This window comes from Denitrificimonas caeni, from assembly GCF_905120345.1.
GTDB lineage: Bacteria > Pseudomonadota > Gammaproteobacteria > Pseudomonadales > Pseudomonadaceae > Denitrificimonas > Denitrificimonas caeni_A.
Map to the genome: position 1 here is coordinate 269,897 of NZ_CAJHOA010000004.1, position 22,406 is coordinate 292,302.

Here is a 22,406-nt window from a genome sequence, read left to right on the forward strand (position 1 = left end):
TGATCTGCGAATGCACAGAGCCCTCAATCGTTATCAATCACGATTGGGGGCTTTTTTTAAGCTAAAAACAGCCTAGATTTATAACGCAGTTTGACATGCGCCATAGACGCTTTATAAAAATAAAAACAAACAAACTGATACCATTGCGCTATATGTGATTTAGTACCCTTAAGGAACTCCCATGGAAACACCCTCTAAACGCAGTGAGACGATTAGTCCACCAGTGTTCTATACGTCCGCTATTCTTATTGCTGTACTGGTTTTATTTGCCGGCATTGCACCAGAAACTGCACAAAAATTTTTTGGCGATATGCAGGCATGGATCGTTGAAAACGTCAGCTGGTTTTATGTCCTTGCGGTTGCTCTCGTTCTGCTAGCCGCTATATTTATGGCGGTCAGTCGTTACGGTGATATCAAGCTCGGTCCAGACCACAGTCAACCGGACTATAAAAGCACCTCATGGTTTGCCATGCTGTTTTCTGCTGGTATGGGTATTGGCTTGATGTTCTTCGGTGTCGCCGAGCCGGTTATGCACTTTATTGCGCCACCAGTGGGTGACCCCAATACCGTAGAAGCCGCACGCGAAGCCATGAAACTGACCTTTTTCCACTGGGGTCTGCATGCTTGGGCTATTTACGCCGTTGTTGCGTTGATTCTCGCCTTCTTCTCTTACCGCCATGGCTTGCCGCTAACATTGCGCTCAGCGCTGTATCCATTAATTGGTGAGCGGATTTACGGCCCTATCGGCCATGCGGTTGATATTTTCGCCATCATCAGCACCGTTTTAGGTATTGCTACCTCGCTGGGTTACGGCGTTTTACAAATCAACAGTGGTTTTAACTACTTATTTGGCTTGCCGGTTGACACCAATATTCAAGTTATCTTAATTGTAGTGATTACTGCATTAGCCACGCTATCAGTGGCAACCGGCTTGGACAAAGGTATTCGGATTTTATCGGAAATCAACCTGTCCTTAGCGGTGATCCTCTTAGTTTTAGTACTGATGCTCGGTCCAACCGCGCTGCTGCTCAAAAGCTTTGTGGAAAACACCGGCGGTTATTTATCTGAGATAGTTAGCAATACCTTTAACCTGTTTGCTTACGAGCCAACCGACTGGTTAGGTGGTTGGACCCTGTTGTATTGGGGCTGGTGGCTCTCTTGGTCACCTTTTGTAGGTATGTTTATCGCGCGAGTTTCACGCGGCCGCACCATTCGTGAGTTTTTAACTGGCGTACTGCTGGTACCTACTGGTTTTACCTTCATGTGGATGACGGTGTTTGGTAACACCTCCATCAATATGATCATGAACCAGGGCATTACCAGCCTCGCGGATCAGGTCAACGCCGATACCTCCTTAGCCTTATTTGCGTTCTTAGAACACTTCCCTTTCTCCAGCGTACTGTCGATGGTCGCTGTCTGTATGGTGATTTTGTTCTTTGTCACCTCGGCTGACTCCGGCTCTTTAGTGATTGATATGCTCGCCTCTGGCGGTAAAACAGAAACACCGCTATGGCAGCGTATTTTCTGGGCCTCTTCAACCGGTATTGTCGCTATCACGCTACTGCTCACCGGTGGTTTAGGTGCATTACAGTCTGCAACCATTGCCAGTGCATTACCCTTCTCGATTATTTTACTGATATCGATTTGGGGCTTATTCAAAGCATTGCACCTTGACTCCACCAAGCGTGTGCTAAGGCATCAAAGTGCTACGCATTACTCGCGCAAACAGCAAAGCACTGGCGGCTGGCAACGTCGTCTACGCAGTATGGTAATGTTCCCGCGGCGCTCACACGTCAATCGCTTTATTGACGAAGTGATTCTGCCGGCTTTTGAAGAAGTCGCCGAAGAGTTGCGTAAGCAAGGCTATACCGTTGCGGTGGAAAGCCGTGACGATAAGCGTTGTAAGTTCGAAGTGCAGCATAACGAAGAAGTGAATTTCGTTTACGAAGTGCGCCCGCGTGCTTATGTGCGTCCTGACTTTATGGCGCAAGATGACGCGGATGAAGAGCGTGAAGAGCGCGAAGAACGCAAATACTTCCGTGCTGAAGTGCACCTGCTCGAAGGCGGTCAAGATTACGACATTATGGGCTGGGCTCGCGATGAAGTGATTGATGACATCCTTGATCAGTACGAACAGCACATGCACTTCTTGCACGTTGTGCGCTAACTTCACCGTTATCAAGGCACTCTGCTCGGAGTGCCTTGTCTTTTAGCCATAGGCTTATCAGCCACTGAAGGCTGCCTACTGCTGCTCGCCTCGCCACTTCAATGCTAGAATAGTGCCTTTCACGATTCGGGTCTGTTCATGTCTAAACTCAATCCGCGCCAACAAGAAGCAGTCAATTACATTAGCGGTCCAATGCTGGTGTTGGCCGGTGCTGGCTCAGGTAAGACCAGCGTGATTACCCGTAAAATTGCGTATTTAATTCAGCAATGCGGTTTCTCCGCGCGCCACATTGTTGCGGTCACCTTTACCAATAAGGCCGCCCGTGAAATGAAAGAACGGGTTTCTTCTTTATTACGCGGCGCTGAAGGCCACGGTTTAACCGTCTCGACCTTCCACAACTTAGGTTTAAATATCATCCGGCGTGAGCATGCTTTGCTCGGTTATAAGCCGGGCTTCTCGATTTTTGATGATTCTGATGTAAAAAGCTTACTCACCGATATCATGCAAAAAGAATACGCTGGCGACGATGGCGCTGATGAAGTTAAAAACCTCATCAGCAACTGGAAGAACAATTTAATCCTTCCCGAAGAAGCCTTAGAACTCGCACGCGGTGGCAAAGAACAAACCGCGGCCATTGTTTACAGTCACTATCAGCGCACACTAAAAGCTTACAATGCGGTGGATTTTGATGATTTGATTCTACAGCCGGTAAAGCTGTTTCAAAACCATCCAGAGGTGCTGGATAAGTGGCGCAACCGTATTCGCTATATGCTGGTGGATGAATATCAAGACACCAACACCAGTCAATATTTACTGGTGAAACTGCTGGTTAAAGAACGTGCGCAGTTCACTGTCGTCGGTGATGACGACCAGTCAATTTATGCGTGGCGCGGTGCCCGCCCAGAAAACCTCATGCAACTGAAAGAAGATTTCCCTTCATTAAAAATCGTCATGCTGGAGCAAAATTACCGCTCCACCAGCCGCATTCTAAAATGCGCAAATACTTTAATCGCCAATAACCCCCACGTGTTCACTAAAGAATTGTGGAGTGAGATGGGTCACGGTGATGAAATCCGCGTGATTCGTTGCCGTAACGAAGACGCTGAAGCCGAACGCATTGCCCTAGAGATTCTCACTGAGCACATGCGCACTCAACGTCCTTATAGTGATTTTGCCATTTTGTACCGCGGTAACTACCAAGCCAAGATTATGGAGTTGAAGCTACAAGTGCATAAAGTCCCTTATCGTTTATCGGGAGGCACCAGCTTTTTTGGACGTCAGGAAGTGAAAGACTTGATGTCGTATTTTCGTTTATTGGTCAATCCGGACGATGACAACGCGTTCTTGCGCGTGATAAATGTACCTCGTCGTGAAATAGGTTCGACCACTCTGGAAAAGCTCAGCGGTTATGCCACTGAGCGCAAAGTATCCATGTATGAAGCCTGTGCGGAAATGGGCCTCGGCGAACATTTAAGCGCGCGTTTCACTGAGCGTTTAGCACGCTTTAAACACTATATGGACACGCTACGCCAGCGCTGTTTTAGTGAAGATCCGATTGCCGCATTGAAAGAAATGATCATCGATATTGATTATGAAAACTGGATCAGGCAAAACAGCTCCAGTGAAAAAGCCTGCGAATATCGGATGAGCAACGTTTGGTTCTTAATTGAGGCGTTAAAAAACACCTTAGAACGTGATGACGAAGGCAAGATGACTATTGAAGAAGCTATCGCCAAGTTGGTATTGCGCGATATGCTGGAGCGCCAAGAAGAAGACGAAGATGGTGCCGAAGGTGTGCAAATGATGACCTTGCACGCCTCCAAAGGACTGGAGTTTCCTAGCGTTTATATTATGGGTATGGAAGAAGAAATTCTACCGCACCGCTCCAGTATTGAAGCCGATACCATTGAGGAAGAACGACGCTTGGCGTATGTGGGTATCACCCGTGCTCGACGCAATCTAGCCTTTACTTTTGCTAGTAAACGTAAGCAATATGGCGAAACGATCGATTGCACGCACAGCCGTTTTCTTAACGAATTACCTGCAGAAGACTTGCAATGGGAAGGTTTGGAAGAAGCCCCTGTCGAAGTTAAAGCCGCACGTGGCAATAATGCCTTAGCTGATATTCGCGCCATGTTAAAAAAATAATGTTAATGCCATCATTTATCTGTCATAAGGAATAGCGTTATTATTCAAAAATCCGCAAAAAACCCACTTAGTATGCAGCTGATCATCCTCCTCGCCTCTCTCAGTGCGTTGGTGGCTGCCGCGATAGACATGTACTTACCTGCTTTTCCCGTCGTCGCTACCAGCTTGAATATTAGCGAAGGGCAAGTACAACAAACTCTCACTGTGTTTCTGATTGGTCTAGGTATTGGTCAGGGCTTATATGGCCCCTTCCTAGACCGCTTTGGCCGACGACCACCCTTACTGATTGGTATCGCCTTATTTACCCTAGGCTCTTTAGCTGCTGCACTAACGACTAGCTTTGAAGGCTTGCTCTTTGCTCGATTCTTACAAGCGATTGGTGCAGCGGCAGGCTCAGTCGCCTCGCGTGCAGTGGTGACTGACACCTGTGACCCACAAAGCTCAGCCCGTATTTACTCAATGCTGATGCAGGTCATGATGATTGCCCCGATCACGGCACCGATGCTCGGCGGCTTGATTCTACTCTATGGCGAATGGCATCTGATTTTCTGGGCACTGGCTGTATTTGGTATTATCAGCGGTCTATTTACCTTGCGCTTGTTACCCGAAACTTTACCGGTTGAGCGCCGAGTGCCGCTGTCGATGCGCAGTATTGTGCGTAACTACGCGATACAGCTGAGTAATCCTAGCTTCCTCTTTTACACCTTAGCCACCAGCTGCACCTTGGGTTGCCTATTTATTTATATCAACAACTCACCGTTTATATTTATTAATATGTTTGCTCTGACGCCCAATCAGTTTAGCTACATCTTTGCCGCTAATGCGCTGGTGATGATTGGTATCAGCCAAATCAATCTACGCTTATTAAAACTGTACAGTGTCACACGGATTCTATTTATCGGCTTAGGCGGCTTTATTGCTATTGGTCTGCTACTGCTGGGTTTGGTGCAGTTGGGTTGGGCGGCGTTATGGAGCTATAGCATATTGCTCGGCTTAGGTATGGCTATGCTCGGTTTAATTACCGGTAATCTCACTGCAATGACCATGGCACATACCCAGCAACATGCCGGTATTGCCTCAGCATTGATGGGCTTAATCCAGTTTTTACTCGCCGCGACCATCGGTTTCCTAGCCAGCATTGCTGCGGCACCCTCTTTGTATACTCTGCCCGTCGCACTACTGGTGCTCGGTTTTGTTGCGGTGGGCCTATGCTTGATTGGCAGACGTTTTGCCCGGCAGGCAACACCTGACCCTTAGCCTGTCGCCAGCCAACGCACTGGCGGGTGTTCACCGCGATTAGATTGACGGATTGTCTTAGGAAGACATACATTGCAGGGTCTTGAAGAGTAACCTGCTGAAAATAAAACTGTACCTAGAAACAGTGCTTTAGCCGATATTCATACGGGCCTAAAAAACAATCAACCAAATACTCTCGTTCTGTTATTCATTCAAACAAGGAACACAGTTATCACCCAGCCAACGGCCAATAGCCCTCTCAGCTTACAACTGATTATCCTGCTTGCCTCACTCAGTGCACTGTCTGCTGCTGCAGTTGATATGTACTTGCCAGCATTTCCAACTGTAGCTAGTAGCCTCGGTATTACGGCAGGTCAAGTGCAACAAACACTGACGGTTTTTCTGATTGGTCTAGGCGTTGGTCAAGGCTTATATGGCCCATTATTAGATCGTTTTGGACGGCGAATACCCTTACTGATCGGCCTGAGCTTATTCGTACTCGGCTCATTAGCAGCAGCATTGACTACCAGCTTTGAAGGTTTGCTAGTCGCACGTTTCTTACAAGCGATTGGCGCCGCAGCGGGAGCAGTCGCCTCGCGAGCAGTAGTCACCGATACCTGCGACACGCACAGTTCCGCACGTATTTACTCGATGCTGATGCAAATGATGATGATCGCTCCGATCACCGCACCGATGCTCGGCGGACTCATTTTGTTATACGGTGAATGGCATCTTATCTTTTGGGTATTAGCGTTCTTTGGTAGCGCATGCTGGCTCTTTACCGCGCGCTTGCTTCCAGAAACCTTATCGGTTGAACGTCGCGTACCTCTGTCCACTCATAGCATCGTCCGTAACTATGCACTGCAGTTGCGCAACCCCAGCTTCTTTTTCTATACCTTGGCATCGGGCTGCATATTCGGCAGCTTATTCCTCTATGTCACAACCTCACCCTTTGTTTTCATCAGCATGTTTGGTCTAACCCCCACCCAATTCAGTTATATTTTTGCGAGCAACGCCATCGGCATGATTGTTATCGGTCAAATCAACTTACGCCTATTAAAGTACTACGGTGCCGCTCGGGTGCTTTTTATCGGTATCAGCTGCTTTATTGGCATCGGCGTTGTGCTACTAAGCTTAGTGCAGTTGGAGCGGATAGCGTTATGGAGTTACAGCCTGCTGCTGGGCTTAAGTGTCGCCATGCTGGGTATGATTCTCGGTAATTTAACCGCTCTGACTATGGCTCATACCCAGCAACACGCCGGTATCGCTTCAGCGCTGATGGGCTTAATGCAGTTCTTACTGGCCGCAATGATTGGCTTTTTGGTCAGCCTGACTGCGCCAACACTCAGCACTGTCCCGCTAGCATTGATAGTGTTTGGTGTTCTCTCGCTGAGTCTATGCGGGGTTGCTAGACGTTTTGCACGTCAGGCAACGCCTGATCCTTAAGCGCTGCTTAATGTGCTGATGTAACAAGTAAATTCGTTATAAGGGGGAGCAGATGAATTGCGCATACGCTCCCCCTTCAACCAGGTGAGTCATCTTTAATCAAAGGTGTTTTGACATAAAGATGCCGCCTCTCCAAATCCTTCAACTATCTGCTTATTTAAATCATTCAGACTTAAATTAAATCTATCCGCATAAACAGCTAAAGAGCTTGTGCTCATTTTTAAGTACCGTGCAAACAACATACAACCGCGTGGTTTATTATCTTCGCCTATTACTGAGTTATCACGTAATGCAAAATATGAATCGGAATAATGTAAAAACGCATCAACATAACAAGCTTTATAGGCTTGTTGTGCTTCATTATTTTTATCCTGCTTTTCAGCCACCATCTTTGACGCAGTACCCACGACACTGCCACACTCATAAATAGGCATTTCTCCTTGCCCTGCAGTGTCCCAAACGGCCTGAAAGCTTTTTTGGTAAGGTGTGGCTAAGTTAGGTTGCGTATTATTACTCGCTTGGCTCCAGCCACTTAATCCGAAACTCATGACAAATATCAATAACATCTTACTTTTCATCAAGCTCACCTTTATTTATTTCAATTTTTAAGTTTAATTTCAATAATACTGATTAAGAGCACCAATAAATATAAGTATATTTATTTATAAAGAGAAGCTCTTTCACCTATAAATTCCATCTTCCCTCTCCACGTAAATTGCGCAAAGCTTTTTACGATGAACTAGAGCGGTCGAATTCATCACCTGATAATCCACATCGTTGAACATTTTCCAATAAAGCTGTCAAACAAAGACCAGTCTGTGTTTTGCTTGGGTACAAAAATAACCATGCATAGACTCATCACTGAAAACTCAAATAATAAAGAGTAAAAGGATCAACCGAGCATGAAAATTATGCACTCGACCTACAAAAATACTGCTAGGCTCGTGACCTTATCCAGCTTAGCAATCACTGTTTGTCGAAGAGTACTTTTAAGCTCATACATTTTTATAGCTGCTCTTTAATCTGTAAAAACAGCTACCAAGCGCCCCTTGTGACTGTAGAAGACACCACTCTGCAGTTAAACACTGTTCTGTGAGACGCTTATGACTCTTGAAATTTTTCTCGTTTTGCTGATTACGCTGTCTGCTATGGTGCTTTTTGTTAGCGAAAAGCTGCGTGTCGATGCCATTGCTATTCTGGTGCTGGTCAGCTTAACGCTGTTAGATCTGATTAGCCCTAGCCAAGCGCTAAGCGGCTTTAGTAATCCAGCGACCATCACGGTTGCCGCCATGTTTATCCTAGCGGCCGGATTGCAAAACAGTGGTGCTCTTGGTGGCATCCAAAGACTGCTAGGTTCGGCACGCTCACCGCTGCATTTTATGCTAATGCTCTTCGGCTTAATCATTCTGATCGCCCCCTTTGTTAATAACACCGCTGTGGTGGCAATCTTTATTCCTATCGTGATTGCTGCCAGCTTAAAAGTCGGCCTGGCGCCTTCGAAAACATTAATTCCACTCTCCTACGTTGCACAAATGGCCGGCGTTTTTACCCTGATCGGTTCTTCAACTAACCTGCTGGTAAATTCGGTAGCCAAGGATCTGGGGCATCCAGGCTTTAGTATGTTCGAATTTTTACCTTTAGCAGCCATTTGCGCGGTCGCGGGCTGTCTGTACTTACTGACCTTTGGCCGTTGGTTATTACCTGATGTGCGCAGTGCCGATTTGGAAAATCTATACGAGTTTGGCCACTATATTAGCGAGCTAAAAGTCACCGAAGACTCAAAATTACTGGGTAGCACGGTTGAACAAGCTCAGCTGAGTAAAAACTACAATGTCTATGTTCTAGAGTTGTTACGTGAGGGTGAGAAGTACTGGTCGCCTCGCTCAGAAGAACTGCAAGTCGGCGACATTTTACTCACACGTGGTATCTGGTCTGATATTGAAGCACTGAAAGATGAACAAAAACTCGATTTCAACACACAAACCGATTTTCAACTGAAAGGTGAGAAACAAGACAAATCAGTCTTGGCTGAAGTGATGATCGCCCCGCAGTCACGTGCTGCTGGGCGTTTGCTGGCCGTGTTGAATCGCAGTTGGCGCTATAACGCTTCAGTAATGGGTGTGCAGCGCCGCGGGCAGGTCGTACGTAACCAGCTCAATAGTTTACGTCTGCGTATTGGTGATATTTTACTGATGGCTTTACCTGAAAAAGACCTTGCGGCACTGCGTAAAGATAAAAGTGTCATTGTTATTTCTCAGCGTGAAGCGACGCAGGACTATGGCTGGCGCGCGCCGTTTGCTGTTGCCATCATGGCCGCAGTGGTTACCGTGTCTGCACTGGGTTGGCTACCAATCGCACTCTCCGCACTCACCGGAGCCGTTGCCATGACACTGGCGGGTTGTATTCATGCCGATGATGTCTATGAAAGTACTGATTGGTCGATTGTGATCTTAATCGCTGGGCTGTTACCGCTCGGGATTGCCATGAGCAGTAGCGGTGCAGCACAATTTTTGGTGGATAACAGCATTGGTTTAGTCAGCCATTTAGGACCACATGTGGTGTTAGCGGTGCTTTACTTGATGGCTCTAGCGCTGGGTGAGCTGATGAGTAACTCCGCGGCAGCAGTCCTATTAACACCGATTGGTTTTTCTACGGCGCTGCTAATGGAGGCTGACCCAACCCCTTTTCTGATTGCCATTACCTTCGCCGCTTCGACCAGTTTTATGACCCCGGTAGGTTATCAAACCAATATGATGGTCTACAGCGCTGGCGGCTATAAGTTTAGCGATTTCATTAAGGTGGGTTTACCGCTAAATATGATTTTCTGGATCTTGGGCGTTATTTTCATTCCGATGTTTTGGCCGTTTTAAAAACACATATGAAAAGCTATTTATTCTTGTTGATAAGGACTTAAGCATGAACAAGCCAGATTTAAAAACAGAACTACGCGAGGCTTGGAATGAGTTCAATCAACTGATTATTAAATTGACTCCAGATTTTATTTATAAGATTTATAAAAATAAGCCCGTATTTTGGCTATTGCTGATTTTTGCCATAACCTTAGAAATCGTTATAGGTTTCTGGATTTATGGTTATTGGATTACACCTCAGAGTGAGATAGTAAAATGATTCGTATCGTTATATTTATATTTTTATTTATCATTTATATAGCTTTTAAAATAATACAAAAAACAGCACAGAAAACTATCGACACAGGTAAAGACGCTTACGACTCAATAAGAAATAGCAACAATTTTGAAGAGGCCTATCGTAACTTTTCAACCAACAGGTTTGCTCGAGCACGCTTAGGCATCCCCGAAGAAGTTATCGCTTTAATGGCTAAAGTATCTATCAGCGACGGCAAGACCAGTGGGCTTGAAGTTGAATACATGAGCGATATGATTAAAGCGATTGCTGCGGCAATGCTGGCGTCAGGGATGAGTGCGCCAGTTGTCGAAGGCGTTAAAACTCGATTATTTGAGCTCGCCAATCAAGCCAAGAAAGACGCTAATCCTGTGTCTTTCTATTGTGCAGAGCTTTCGCAGTCCAGCAAAGAAATTAGAACTCGGGCGTTTATGCAAATTTTGTCATTTGCCAGCCTTGACGGCTTATCAAGCAAGACCTCAGCCTTACTTTATGAAATTGGAGCCTGTTTAAGATTTACCACAGAGGAGCTCAATCATTTCATTAACAACCTTATGGGTAAAAACACCTCGCAAAATAATTCCATACAAGATCCATATCAGGTACTGGGCTGTAATGAATCTGATGAGTTCAGTGTCATAAAACAAGCTTACCGCCGTTTAGTTAAGCAACACCATCCCGACTACATGCATAGCAAAGGTGTGGATGACAGTGAAATTCGCAAGGCAACCGAACGAATGCAAGAAATAAACACGGCCTACGAAGAAATAAAAAAGCGCAGGCATGTTTAAATAACTCTAATGACTCTTAGCCCTTAGCCCTTAGCCCTTAGCCAAGCTCAGTCCAGCAACTCAATGCCCAAGCTCTCCAGCAAGTAGACCGCTTCATGTTTAGAAAACTTAGCGCCTTTCACTTGGTTTTCTAAGACATTGATTGAGTATTGTGTGGCTTCGGCAAAATTTGCGGATTGTAAATTGGTGCGCATAAACAAGCTGTGAGTAAAATCGCTGTAGGTCATCACTGCATGGGAAAAATCGCCTTCACGAAAATCCACATCATGTACTTTACATTCATCTAACACGAGGCCTTGTAAGGTCAGGCCAAAAAAGGATGAATCGTTCAGAATGCTTTGACGAAAGCTGATTTCAAAATCTTTATGATAAGCAGACCAGGTCGCACGCGTCCAATCAACGCCAACCAATTTGCACTCTAGAAAACTGATCGTGAAGAGTCGCGTATAAGGCACGCTGATTAAACTCAACTGGCAACGGGTAAAGCTACAGTTAATAAAATTGCAGCTTTCGAATGTTGCACCGCTAAAATTACAATCAACAAAAATACATTCTTCAAATTCGCTACCGACGCAGATCCAATCCGCCAGATCTAAATTCTTAAACGTCTCTTCAAAATACTGCTGCTTATTTTCTATTGTGTTCAATGCAACCTCAACTTACATGCATGACTCTGCATAGATACATTTAAAATGGCAAGACGCTAGCATCCCAGTTCAACAATGTACCACTGTGCTCCGGTGTCAGCGCATCACGCACTTGTAGTAGACGCTGGGCGGTCTGCTCTGCTGTTTGTAGCTGACCCTGCGGTAGATTGCGTTGAAACGGCTCTGACAGCGGTGTATCGGTAGTACCTGGGTGTACAGCAACAATACACGCGCTAGGGTTGAGTCTAGCCACTTCAAGGCTGACATTTTTCACCAACATATTCAGCGCTGCTTTACTGATGCGATAGCTGTACCAGCCGCCTAAACGATTATCGGTAATACTGCCCACTTTTGCGCTAAGCACTAACACTTTAACCTGTGGCGTGCGACTTAAATAACCAAATAAACTGCGTAGATACTGCGCGGGAATAATCACATTGCTGTGTAAACGTTGCGCCAATTGCTCACTATCTAACTGACGGATAGTTTTCTCTGGCATAGCGTTGGCATCATGCAGAACACCATTACAGATAAAAATCGTTTCGGGTTGCTGCTGCAAAGCGTGCTCAATGCACTGCTGACTGCTGTCTTCGCTTTGTAAGGCATCTTGATACCAGAACCATGCGCTATGGTCCGGCGCAGACTGGCGGCTGATCACACTCACAAGCGCACCATCAATGCTGCACTGCTGCGCTATCGCTTGACCAATATGGCTGCCACCGCCAATAATCAAAATGGATTTAGACATAGACATGCATTTATCCCCTATTGCGTATTCACTGTATGACTATTGCGCCACTTTAGCCTGATGCAGCGATGAACTGTAGAACAGGGTCTACTCGATTCTGCCTGACTGATCATTAGACAATAAAAAAGGCGACTGTTTAAGGTCGCCTTTTTGTCATCCTGAAGCTATCTATTACGCAGCAATACTGCCTTTAAGTTTCTTCATAGCATTTTTTTCCAACTGACGAATACGCTCTGCAGATACGCCATATTGTGCAGCAAGATCATGCAGCGTGACTTTCTCATCAGATAACCAGCGTTGCTGCAAAATATCACGACTGCGTTCATCCAGCTCACCTAACGCTTCGTGTAGGCTGCTACTGTCATTATCAGTCTGATTAGACGCTTCCAACTGTAAAGCTGGATCATAGCTGTGATCTTCTAAATAATTAGACGGCGACTGATAGGCGCTTTCATCATCGTCACTATCGGACGGATCAAACGACATATCATGTCCGGTTAAACGGCTTTCCATTTCACGCACTTCACGTGCTTCGACACCCAATGAGTCAGCTACAGCAGTGACTTCATCATTGGTCAGCCACGCTAAGCGTTTCTTATGGCTGCGTAAATTAAAGAACAATTTACGCTGTGCTTTAGTGGTCGCAACTTTAACAATGCGCCAGTTGCGTAACACATATTCGTGAATTTCAGCTTTAATCCAGTGCACAGCAAAGGATACTAAACGCACACCCATTTCTGGGTTAAAACGCTTAACAGCTTTCATTAAGCCGACGTTGCCTTCTTGAATTAAATCGCCTTGCGGCAAGCCGTAGCCTGAATAACTGCGCGCGATATGCACCACAAAACGTAAGTGGGCCATAACCATTTGGCGGGCAGCATCTAAATCCTGGTGATAATACAAACGCTCACCCAAGTCACGCTCTTGCTCAACGGACAGTACCGGAATCGAGTTGACTGAGTGTATATAAGCCTGCAGGTTCGCACCTGGGCTCAACATTTGAGCGGTTTGTAATGCAGTCGTGGTGGTCATAAATATCCTCCAACGGGTGACAATATCTTAAACAATACTATTAAATATAAGACGGCAATGACGCCATAAAGTTCAATGCTTGTCGCGTATAAAAGACGCGCAAAGCCTTATCTCATAACGTTGAACAACTAACGCGGTGATAATTCCCGCAGGTGCCGTGCCACAGCCAACCAAGCACCGATGTAACCCAGTAATACTGCACCAAGTAATAATGAAAAGCCATCTTCAATTGGCACACCGGATAAACTGAACTCACTGCCATACAATTGCGCCAGCTGCACCACTGAATCATTCAGCCAATTCAGCCCATAGGCCAGTAGCAGCCAAGCCATCACTCCACCGACTAGGCCATATAAAACGCCCATATACAAAAACGGACGTCGTACATAGCCATCAGTACCACCCACCAGCTTAATCACTTCAATTTCAGTACGGCGGTTTTCAATATGCAGACGAATGGTATTACCCACCACCAACAATAACGCAGCAATCAGTAAAACTGATAACCCAAAAATAAATTGCTCACCCATTTGTAAAATTGCCGCTAGGCGCTCAATCCACATCAGATCGAGCTGGGCTTGCTGCACTTTTGGCATGTTTTTCAGTTCATCCAGTAACGCTACCAAAGCATCTTTATCAATCACTTCAGGGGTTACTAAAATACTGCCGGGTAACGGATTGTCTGGCAGCTCACGTAAGGCTTCACCTAAACCAGACTGTTCTTGAAACTCGGTCAGTGCCTGCTCTCGACTGATCCACTGTGCTTCAGCCACATGCTCATGTTCGGCAATCTTATCGCGCAGCAGTTCGCCATAGGTGTCGCCAGCATCCAACTCTAGGAACAGTGAAATTTGTGCTGCACGCTGCCATGAGCCACCGAGCTGACTGACATTTTCTAACAATAGCGCTAAGCCCATCGGTAAGCTTAAAGCCACCGCCATCACTAAGCAGGTGAAAAAGCTACCCAACGGCTGTCGAACTAAACGGCTGGTACTGTCAACGCAGCTGGCACGGTGATTTTCCAACCACGCGCGCAACTGATTACGAAACCCTCGGGTATCCGATAACGTTGCTTGCACTTGGTTTTTTGTCGTGGCACCGACACGCTCGCCGGGCTGGTCTGGGGTTACGCGGGCAGAACTCATTACACAGCCTCTCCATCGCCAATTAAGCGTCCACGTTGCAAGGTCAGCATGCGGTGGCGCATGCGTGCAATTAAGGCTAAATCATGACTGGCAATTAATACCGTGGTCCCCAACTGGTTGATATCCTCAAACACAGACATGATTTCTGCAGCTAAACGCGGATCAAGGTTTCCAGTCGGCTCATCGGCCAACAATAAAGCGGGTTGATGGACAATGGCCCGAGCAATGCCTACTCGCTGCTGTTGACCGGTGGACAGATCGGTTGGTGCTTGTAGGGCTTTATCTTTTAAGCTGACACGCTCAAGTGCCAAACTGACACGCTGATTAATCTCGTCTTGTGGTAAACCCAAGATCTGTAAGGGCAAGGCGACATTAGCAAAGACACTGCGATCAAACAACAACTGGTGATTCTGAAACACCACGCCAATTTGGCGGCGCAAAAAGGGAATCTGCGAATTAGTGATGGTGGCTAAATCTTGCCCTGCTAGGAGCAACTTACCCGCAGAGGGACGCTCCATCGCCAACAGTAAGCGCAACATGGTACTTTTACCCGCCCCAGAATGACCGGTAACAAATAAGAACTCACCACGGCGCACACGAAAACTCAACTCATGCAAGCCAACATGCCCGTTGGGGTAACGTTTTGCGACCTGCTCAAATCGAATCATGCAGAATCCTTTTCGGCAAACAGAGCTTTAACAAAATCATCGGCAACAAAATCACGCAAATCATCAATGCCTTCACCCACGCCAATATAGCGCACGGGGATACTGAAGTGCTTAGCCAAAGCAAAAATAACTCCACCTTTGGCGGTGCCATCCAGTTTAGTCAAAGCTAAGCCGGTTAAAGGAATCGTTTGATTAAACTGGCGGGTTTGATTGATTGCGTTCTGTCCAGTTCCCGCATCCAGTACTAACAGCACTTCATGCGGCGCGCTGTCATCCAGCTTACTCATCACCCGAGCGACTTTGCGTAACTCTTCCATCAAATTATCTTTAGTGTGCAAACGCCCTGCTGTATCAGCAATCAGCACATCAACACCACGTGATTGTGCCGCTTGTACCGCATCAAAAATGACTGAGGCTGAGTCAGCGCCGGTATGCTGAGCAATCACTGGGATTTTATTGCGCTCACCCCAGACTTGCAGCTGTTCAACCGCGGCAGCACGGAAGGTATCCCCCGCCGCCAACATGACTTTCTTACCTTCTTTTTGCAGGCGTGACGCCATCTTCCCGATGGTCGTTGTTTTACCGGCACCATTGACGCCGACAACTAAGATGACATACGGCTTTTTATTGGCCGTTATGCTTAATGGCTGCTCAACCGGACGCAGTAATTCGGCCATTTCCACTTGTAAGGCTTGGTACAACGCACCACTATCAGCCAGCTCTTTACGGGCGACGCGCCGCGTTAAGTTGCCCATAATTGCTGCAGTGGCTTCCATACCAACGTCAGCCGTCAGCAGACGGGTTTCCAGCTCTTCGAGCAGATCATCATCAATTTCTTTTTTACCCAAAAACAAGCTGGCCATGCCTTCGCCAAGGCTGGAGCTGGTTTTTGACAGACCTTGCTTTAAGCGCGCAAACCAACCGACTTTATTGCCTTGCGGTTTACTTTGCCCAGCGAGATTAGCGGCCAGTGCAGGAACATCAGCGTCTATGACTGCTGTTTCAGTTACCACGACAGCTGTCGACTTCGGCTCGGCAGCAGGAGCAGGAGCAGGAGCAGGTACAAGAGTATCCTGACGCTCTGATTGAGCAAAGTCCGCAGGCGCAACCTCTGTGCTTACAGCGGTATAAGATTCTTGATCCTGCGGCTCGAGTACTGGTGCAGACTCAAGCTCAACAACGGCTACGGTCTCCGGCTCAACAGTGACTAATAGCGGTTCAACGCTGACAAGAACCTCAGGCTCTACCGGTAGCTCGCAGTCCTCAGCTTCAGCTACTGAGGCTGTCATCTGCTCAGTATCAGCCTCGACAACAGACGGCTCAACTGTTACCGATTGCTCAGGTTCCGCAGCTGGCGTAGGCTCAACTGCGCTAGACTGTTCAGCCTTTGGCTCAGTCTTCTTTCTGCCAAACCAAGAAAACAGACCTTTTTTAGCAGGCGCTGCAACGTCAGCCTGCGAGTCTGTAGAGGGTACTGAATCAGCGCTAGACGCTGGTTTTTTTGATTTTTTGTCGTCGCCGGAACCAAACATAGAAAAAGGCTATCTCAGCTATTCACCACACCGACACCCATTTTTAAATAAAAATATGCCAATGTGGTGGTTAATAAAATGGTTGCGTATCCTAGCATCTCTAAGCCTCTGGTAGCTAAACTCAGAGTGCAGTTTAAAAGGTTTAAACATGAATACTTATTTACGTTACATCGTACTATTTTTATCCAGTGCTGTTATCACACCCTTAATGGCACAAAGCGCTACCACCGAGTTCAGTTTAGACAACGGACTTAAGGTCATTGTTCGCGAAGACCACCGTGCTCCTGTGGTGGTGAGCCAACTATGGTACAAAGTCGGCTCCAGCTACGAAGTTCCTGGCAGCACCGGTCTCGCTCACGCGCTAGAGCATATGATGTTCAAGGGTAGCAGCAAATTAGGCCCAGGCGAATCTTCGCGTATTTTACGCGAGCTTGGCGCCGAAGAAAACGCTTTTACCAGTGATGATTACACTGCCTATTACCAAGTATTGGCCCGTGATCGTTTAGAGGTCGCTCTGGAAATGGAAGCCGATCGACTGGCCAGTTTAACCTTGCCAGAAGATGAGTTTATCCGCGAAATTGAGGTCATCAAAGAAGAGCGCCGGATGCGCACCGATGACCGCCCCAGCGGACTCGCCTACGAGCGCTTTAAAGCCTTAGCTTATCCAGCCAGTGGCTATCACATCCCCACCATTGGTTGGATGCACGACCTAGATCGTATGACCATTACTGATTTGCGCGAATGGCATGAACGCTGGTACTCGCCCAATAACGCGACTTTAGTCATCGTTGGTGATGTGCAGCCTGACGAAATCAAAACCTTGGTCACGCGCTATTTTGGCAAAATCCCAGCACGTCCTTTACCAGCAGTGAAGCAACCACTGGAACTGGCAGAGCCTGGGCAACGCAGCATCACCTTGTATCTAAAAACTCAGTTGCCCAGCTTAATGATGGGCTTTAATGTGCCCAGCTTAGCCAGCACTGACAAACCCAACGAAGTGCATGCGCTACGCTTAATCAGCGCCTTACTGGATGGCGGCAATAGCGCACGCTTGCCTGCACAACTGGAGCGCAAGCAAGAGTTGGTGGCTGGAGCCTCGGCTTGGTATAACGCTTTTTCTCGCGGTGACAGCCTGTTTGTTTTATCCGCCACCCCGAACGTGCAAAAAGACAAAACCTTGGCACAGGTTGAAACGGGTATTTGGCAGCAACTGAAACAACTGCAAGAGACAGCGCCGAGTGCAGCTGAATTAGCTCGCGTACGGGCTCAAGTACTCGCCTCTGAAGTCTATGAACAAGACTCGATCACCAGCCAAGCGACACAAATCGGTCAGCTGGAAAGTGTCGGTCTCTCTTGGCGTGTTAAGGACAGCGATTTAGCTGCATTAGAAGCGGTCACTCCAGCAGATATCCAAGCAGCTGCACAAAAGTTTTTTACTGCAACACGACTTACCACAGCTTATATTCACCCTGAGGAGGCACGCCCATGATGTCCCTGCGTATGCTTAGCACCGGCCTTATCAGTGCTGCCTTAATTTTCAACGCGGGCTGCAGCACCTTAGAAAGCGCGCAATCAACTTTACCTGCCCCTGTCGAGCAGCGTATTAGCAGCTTGGCCGCGCTGTCCAAGCAAAATCCAGTCACGCGGACGCTCGATATCCAAGAGTGGCAGACCTCCGCCGGTACTAAAGTTTTATTTATGGCCGCACCGGAATTACCGATGTTTGATTTGCGCTTAACCTTTGCCGCCGGTAGCAGTAAAGATCAACAGGCCTACGGCTTAGCCAGTCTGACCAATGCCATGCTCAATGAAGGCACCGGTACTCTAGATGCAGGGCAAATCGCGACACGTTTTGAAGACCTCGGTGCTGAATTTTCCAGTGGCTCATACCGTGATATGGCTGTTGTGACCTTACGCAGTCTCAGCGATCCTAAGCTAAGCACCCCCGCTTTAGAATTATTGAGCCAAGTCGCAGCGCAGCCAAGTTTTCCAGCCAACTCATTGGCACGGATTAAAAACCAACTGCTGGCAGGCTTTGAATACCAAAAACAAAACCCCGGCCAACTCGCCTCATTAGCGCTGTTTGAGCAACTGTATGGTAAACACCCCTATGCCCACTCTAGCTCGGGTAATGCCGAATCAGTGCCTGTAATAACCCGTCAACAATTACAGAATTTTCATCGCACCTACTACAGTGCAGAAAATGCACAGATTGCTCTAGTGGGTGACTTAACGATTACGCAAGCCAAAGCCATCAGTGAAACAGTCTCCGCCCGTTTGCCTCGCGGCACTGCGGCAGCCGTCACAGCAAAACCAATCGCAACCAAAGCGTCCACGACACACATTGAGTTTCCTTCAACACAAACCCATATTCTCTTAGCACAACTCGCAGTGAAACGTGGCGACCCTGATTATCCTGCGCTGTTTTTAGGTAATCAGATTCTCGGTGGTGGTGGCTTTGGTACTCGGTTAATGGAAGAGGTGCGTGAAAAACGCGGCCTAACCTATGGCATTTACTCCAGCTTCAGTCCCATGCAAGCGCCTGGTCCCTTTATGATTAACGTGCAGACTCGCGCACCACTCAGTGAGGCCACGTTGCAACTGGTACAAGAGCTCTTGCGCGATTACATTAGCAATGGCCCCACCGCAGCAGAACTGGCGGATGCTAAACGCGAAAGCCTTGGCAGCTTCCCTCTCAGCGCCGCCAGTAACTCAGCCATTGTCGGTCAGCTGGCCGCCATTGGTTTCTATGATATGCCGCTGACCTGGATGAGCGACTTTATGCAAGATTTGCAAAAACTCAGCGTGGCCGATGTACACGCGGCGTTTAAACGCCATCTTGATCCTGAGCAATTGGTGATTGTTACCGCTGGGCCAACCGTTGCACAGTTACCCCTGCCCGAGCCGGTTGAGCGCTCAGAGCAAACCGCACCTGTGGAGCGCCAGCACTAATGGCTAAGACAGCAACTAAAGCAACGCGTAGCAGCCAAGTTCGTATTATTGGTGGGCAATGGCGCTCCCGTAAACTCAACGTACCGGAGGCGCCAGGCTTACGTCCGACGCCTGATCGCGTGCGCGAAACGCTGTTTAACTGGCTCGCCCCTTATATCCAAGGTGCCCGCGTGCTAGACGCTTTTACCGGTAGCGGTGCTCTGTTTCTGGAGGCTATGTCGCGTGGCGCCAGCACAGGCTTAGCACTGGATTCCAATAGCGATGCGATTAACAACCTGCGCAGCAACCTCGCCTTACTGCAGTGCGATAACGCTGAGGCGCTACGGGTTGATGCCTTGCAGTATCTGGGCTCCAGTAGCGAGCAAGGTTTTGATATTGTCTTACTCGACCCACCTTTTCACCAAGATCTGCTGTTAAAAACCTGTGAGCTGTTAGAAGCCAATCACTGGCTCAATCCGCGCGCGTGGATTTACACCGAAAGCGAACAAGCACCCTCGACCTTAGGTGTACCCAACACGTGGCGTTTGCATCGGGAAAAACATAGCGGACAGGTACACTATGCGCTCTGGCAAACGCTTGCTTAAGCTTTGCTTGCTGACTTAATTCAACAAATCCAGTAACTTACTTATTTTTAATGATGTCATTGGGGTTAGTCGTGGAATCTTTAAAGGGCAAGCTGGCTCTGGGTGTTTTAAAACTGATTGCTTTATTACCTTGGCGCGGCGTGCAAGCTCTGGGTGGCGCAGTGGGTTGGCTGATGTGGAAAATACCGAACCGCTCACGCGAGATTGCCCGTCTTAACCTCAGCCACTGCTTCCCAGAACTGAGCACTGACGACATCGATCAACTGACCGGACGCAGTCTCAAAGGTATTGGTAAATCGTTTACCGAAAGTGCCTGCGCGTGGATTTGGCCACCCGCTAAAACGCTAGAGTACATCCGTGAAGTCGAAGGCTTAGACGTGCTGCAAGAAGCGCTGGCCAGTGGCAAAGGTGTGGTGGGTATTACCAGTCACCTGGGTAACTGGGAGGTGCTCAATCACTTTTACTGCGCGCAATGTAAACCTATTATTTTCTACCGCCCGCCCAAACTAAAAGCACTGGATGACTTATTAAAGACTCAGCGCGTACAACAAGGTAACCGCGTCGCACCCTCGACCCGCGAAGGTATTATTAGCGTGATTAAAGAAGTGCGTAATGGCGGTTCAGTGGGCATTCCTGCTGATCCAGAACCCAGTCGCAGCGCAGGTGAGTTTGTCCCGTTTTTAGGCACCACGGCACTGACCAGTAAGTTTGTAGCGAGCATGCTCGGGGGCAAACAAGACAAAGTCAGCGCAGTGTTTTTACATGCAATCCGCCTCGAAGACGGCAGCGGTTTTAAAGTCATTTTGGAAGCGGCGCCAGAGGCCATGTACAGCACCGATGCGTACACCTCAGTCAGCGCCATGAGCGATGTTCTGGCCAGCTACGTACAGCGCTGGCCAGATCAGTACATGTGGACGATGAAACGCTTTAAGCAGCGTCCAGAAGGCGAAAAGCGTTGGTACTAAGCCTGCTCAGCATGCTCGATAAAGCCTAACCGTCCTCTGCCGCTAAGCTTTATCGAAATCCAAATCCAAATCCTACTGAGCCGACATCGTTAGGCGGTTAAGCTGCGTCTAAAGCGTAGCAAAGCAATGAGGAAAAACACCACCCCAATCGCGATCAACGCCAGCATTTCTGGCCAGACTAGAGCAAGCCCAGCATCTCTAAATAAGATTGCTGTGGATAAACTGACAAAGTGTGTGGTCGGCGACAGTTGCATCACCCATTGCAGCCAAACGGGCATACTGTCGAGCGGCGTAACACCACCCGATAACAGGATCATCGGCATCACCACAGGGATGGCCAACAAGCCAAACTGTGGAATCGAGCGCGCCAAAGTGGTTAAGAAAACGGCAAGGGAAGTACTGGCAAACAAATACAGCCCAGTTACCAGCAAATATAAGCCCATGGAGCCAACCAAAGGCACACCCAAGGCCTTTTTCACAATCAACTCAAGCGACAACCATGTACAGAGCACCACCACCAACAAGCTGGTCCATATTTTTGCTAACATAATTTCAAAGGCAGTCAACGGCAGCACCAGTAAATGCTCTAAGGTGCCATGCTCACGCTCACGCAATAACGCCGTACCGGTCAGTAAAATAGCCAGAATAGTAACGTTGTTAATAATCTGAATAATCGCCAAAAACCAACCACTTTGCATATTGCTATTAAATAATGCCCGCGTTGTCAGCTTAATCGGCTGCTCTATCTCAACGCCGCTTAATTGCTGTAATTCACGTTGAAAAATACGCCCCATATAGCCTGCACCCATAAAGGCTTGGCTCATCGCCGTGGCATCCACATTGACCTGCAATTCAGGCTGTTTACCGGCGAGTAGATCTGCCTGAAACCCCACTGGCACATTGATCACAAAGGTATAACGACCGCTATCCATGACCTCATCAATTTGCGCATAAGGCAACATCACTGGAGTTTTAAACTCAGGTGGACGTAACACTTCCGCTAACTGCCGCGACAAACGACTATCATCTTCATCAACAATGGCCACACTGGCATTGTGCACACCCACGGACGAACCAGATGCGGGCATATAGATCGCCGCACTAAAGGCATACAACATAAACAGCAACAACACTGAGTCATAACGCAGGCTGATCAGTTCTTTAATGCCTAAGCGGTAAATATGAGAGAGCTTATTCATTG

At 47.7% G+C, this 22,406-nt stretch carries 19 protein-coding genes; 11 read left to right on the top strand and 8 right to left on the bottom strand.

Features of this window, described 5'->3' with window-relative positions; all coding sequences use genetic code 11:
- Positions 1-181: 181 nt before the first annotated feature.
- The 4 genes from JYJ62_RS09370 to JYJ62_RS09385 all read left to right on the top strand — a co-directional run bounded on the left by JYJ62_RS09370 (position 182) and on the right by JYJ62_RS09385 (position 6,997).
- A complete protein-coding gene (locus JYJ62_RS09370; protein WP_205341947.1) occupies positions 182-2,167 on the top strand; it encodes a BCCT family transporter in 1,986 nt (661 codons plus the stop codon).
- A 138-nt stretch (positions 2,168-2,305) separates the two neighbouring features.
- Entirely contained in the window at positions 2,306-4,315 is a 2,010-nt protein-coding gene (gene rep, locus JYJ62_RS09375; RefSeq protein WP_205341948.1) for a DNA helicase Rep, read from the top strand.
- 72 nt (positions 4,316-4,387) lie between these two features.
- Positions 4,388-5,572 carry a multidrug effflux MFS transporter gene (locus tag JYJ62_RS09380; protein ID WP_205341949.1) on the top strand — a complete coding sequence of 395 codons (1,185 nt, stop codon included), beginning with the start codon at positions 4,388-4,390 and terminating at the stop codon, positions 5,570-5,572.
- Positions 5,573-5,830: 258 nt separating this feature from the next.
- Positions 5,831-6,997 carry a multidrug effflux MFS transporter gene (locus JYJ62_RS09385; protein WP_269751412.1) on the top strand — a complete coding sequence of 389 codons (1,167 nt, stop codon included), beginning with the start codon at positions 5,831-5,833 and terminating at the stop codon, positions 6,995-6,997.
- Between the two features lie 95 nt (positions 6,998-7,092).
- On the opposite strand, the gene JYJ62_RS09390 is transcribed toward JYJ62_RS09385, so the two are convergent.
- Positions 7,093-7,575, bottom strand: a complete 483-nt coding sequence (locus JYJ62_RS09390; RefSeq protein ID WP_205341950.1) for a hypothetical protein — start codon at positions 7,573-7,575, stop codon at positions 7,093-7,095.
- Between the two features lie 525 nt (positions 7,576-8,100).
- On the opposite strand from JYJ62_RS09390, the gene JYJ62_RS09395 reads away from it, so the two are divergent.
- From JYJ62_RS09395 to JYJ62_RS09405, 3 genes are read left to right on the top strand one after another with little or no spacing between them, the layout of a single operon-like run.
- Positions 8,101-9,867, top strand: a complete 1,767-nt coding sequence (locus JYJ62_RS09395; RefSeq protein WP_205341951.1) for an SLC13 family permease — start codon at positions 8,101-8,103, stop codon at positions 9,865-9,867.
- Positions 9,868-9,913: 46 nt separating this feature from the next.
- Positions 9,914-10,126, top strand: coding sequence for a hypothetical protein (locus JYJ62_RS09400; protein ID WP_205341952.1), 213 nt, complete (start codon positions 9,914-9,916; stop codon positions 10,124-10,126).
- The gene (locus tag JYJ62_RS09405; protein ID WP_205341953.1) at positions 10,123-10,932 is read left to right on the top strand and encodes a DnaJ domain-containing protein; all 810 of its coding nucleotides are present in this window, start codon (positions 10,123-10,125) and stop codon (positions 10,930-10,932) included. The genes JYJ62_RS09400 and JYJ62_RS09405 overlap by 4 nt, the downstream gene beginning before the upstream one ends.
- 47 nt (positions 10,933-10,979) lie before the next feature.
- Here the strand turns inward: JYJ62_RS09405 and JYJ62_RS09410 are convergent, their stop codons facing one another.
- The 6 genes from JYJ62_RS09410 to ftsY form a co-directional block, all read right to left on the bottom strand.
- The gene (locus JYJ62_RS09410; protein ID WP_205341954.1) at positions 10,980-11,579 is read right to left on the bottom strand and encodes a pentapeptide repeat-containing protein; all 600 of its coding nucleotides are present in this window, start codon (positions 11,577-11,579) and stop codon (positions 10,980-10,982) included.
- A 40-nt stretch (positions 11,580-11,619) separates the two neighbouring features.
- On the bottom strand, positions 11,620-12,333 hold the full coding sequence (locus JYJ62_RS09415; protein ID WP_205341955.1) for an SDR family NAD(P)-dependent oxidoreductase: 714 nt from the start codon (positions 12,331-12,333) through the stop codon (positions 11,620-11,622).
- 165 nt (positions 12,334-12,498) lie between these two features.
- Positions 12,499-13,359 carry an RNA polymerase sigma factor RpoH gene (gene rpoH / locus JYJ62_RS09420; protein WP_205341956.1) on the bottom strand — a complete coding sequence of 287 codons (861 nt, stop codon included), beginning with the start codon at positions 13,357-13,359 and terminating at the stop codon, positions 12,499-12,501.
- Positions 13,360-13,487: 128 nt separating this feature from the next.
- Positions 13,488-14,504 carry a permease-like cell division protein FtsX gene (gene ftsX / locus JYJ62_RS09425; RefSeq protein ID WP_205341957.1) on the bottom strand — a complete coding sequence of 339 codons (1,017 nt, stop codon included), beginning with the start codon at positions 14,502-14,504 and terminating at the stop codon, positions 13,488-13,490.
- On the bottom strand, positions 14,504-15,172 hold the full coding sequence (ftsE, locus tag JYJ62_RS09430) for a cell division ATP-binding protein FtsE (protein WP_205341958.1): 669 nt from the start codon (positions 15,170-15,172) through the stop codon (positions 14,504-14,506). Before ftsE ends, ftsX begins: the two co-directional genes overlap by 1 nt.
- On the bottom strand, positions 15,169-16,704 hold the full coding sequence (ftsY, locus tag JYJ62_RS09435) for a signal recognition particle-docking protein FtsY (protein WP_205341959.1): 1,536 nt from the start codon (positions 16,702-16,704) through the stop codon (positions 15,169-15,171). Before ftsY ends, ftsE begins: the two co-directional genes overlap by 4 nt.
- Before the next feature lie 148 nt (positions 16,705-16,852).
- On the opposite strand from ftsY, the gene JYJ62_RS09440 reads away from it, so the two are divergent.
- The 4 genes from JYJ62_RS09440 to JYJ62_RS09455 all read left to right on the top strand — a co-directional run bounded on the left by JYJ62_RS09440 (position 16,853) and on the right by JYJ62_RS09455 (position 21,205).
- Complete coding sequence (locus JYJ62_RS09440; protein WP_205341960.1) at positions 16,853-18,193, top strand: M16 family metallopeptidase; 1,341 nt, start codon at positions 16,853-16,855, stop codon at positions 18,191-18,193.
- Positions 18,190-19,656 (top strand): M16 family metallopeptidase, encoded by a 1,467-nt coding sequence (locus tag JYJ62_RS09445; RefSeq protein ID WP_420042831.1) that lies wholly within the window; start codon positions 18,190-18,192, stop codon positions 19,654-19,656. The genes JYJ62_RS09440 and JYJ62_RS09445 overlap by 4 nt, the downstream gene beginning before the upstream one ends.
- Positions 19,656-20,240 carry a 16S rRNA (guanine(966)-N(2))-methyltransferase RsmD gene (rsmD, locus tag JYJ62_RS09450; protein ID WP_205341961.1) on the top strand — a complete coding sequence of 195 codons (585 nt, stop codon included), beginning with the start codon at positions 19,656-19,658 and terminating at the stop codon, positions 20,238-20,240. The genes JYJ62_RS09445 and rsmD overlap by 1 nt, the downstream gene beginning before the upstream one ends.
- Before the next feature lie 71 nt (positions 20,241-20,311).
- Positions 20,312-21,205 (top strand): lysophospholipid acyltransferase, encoded by an 894-nt coding sequence (locus JYJ62_RS09455; protein ID WP_205341962.1) that lies wholly within the window; start codon positions 20,312-20,314, stop codon positions 21,203-21,205.
- Positions 21,206-21,294: 89 nt separating this feature from the next.
- Here JYJ62_RS09455 and JYJ62_RS09460 read toward each other — a convergent pair whose 3' ends face one another.
- A complete protein-coding gene (locus tag JYJ62_RS09460) occupies positions 21,295-22,404 on the bottom strand; it encodes an ABC transporter permease (protein WP_205341963.1) in 1,110 nt (369 codons plus the stop codon).
- Positions 22,405-22,406 lie beyond the last annotated feature (2 nt).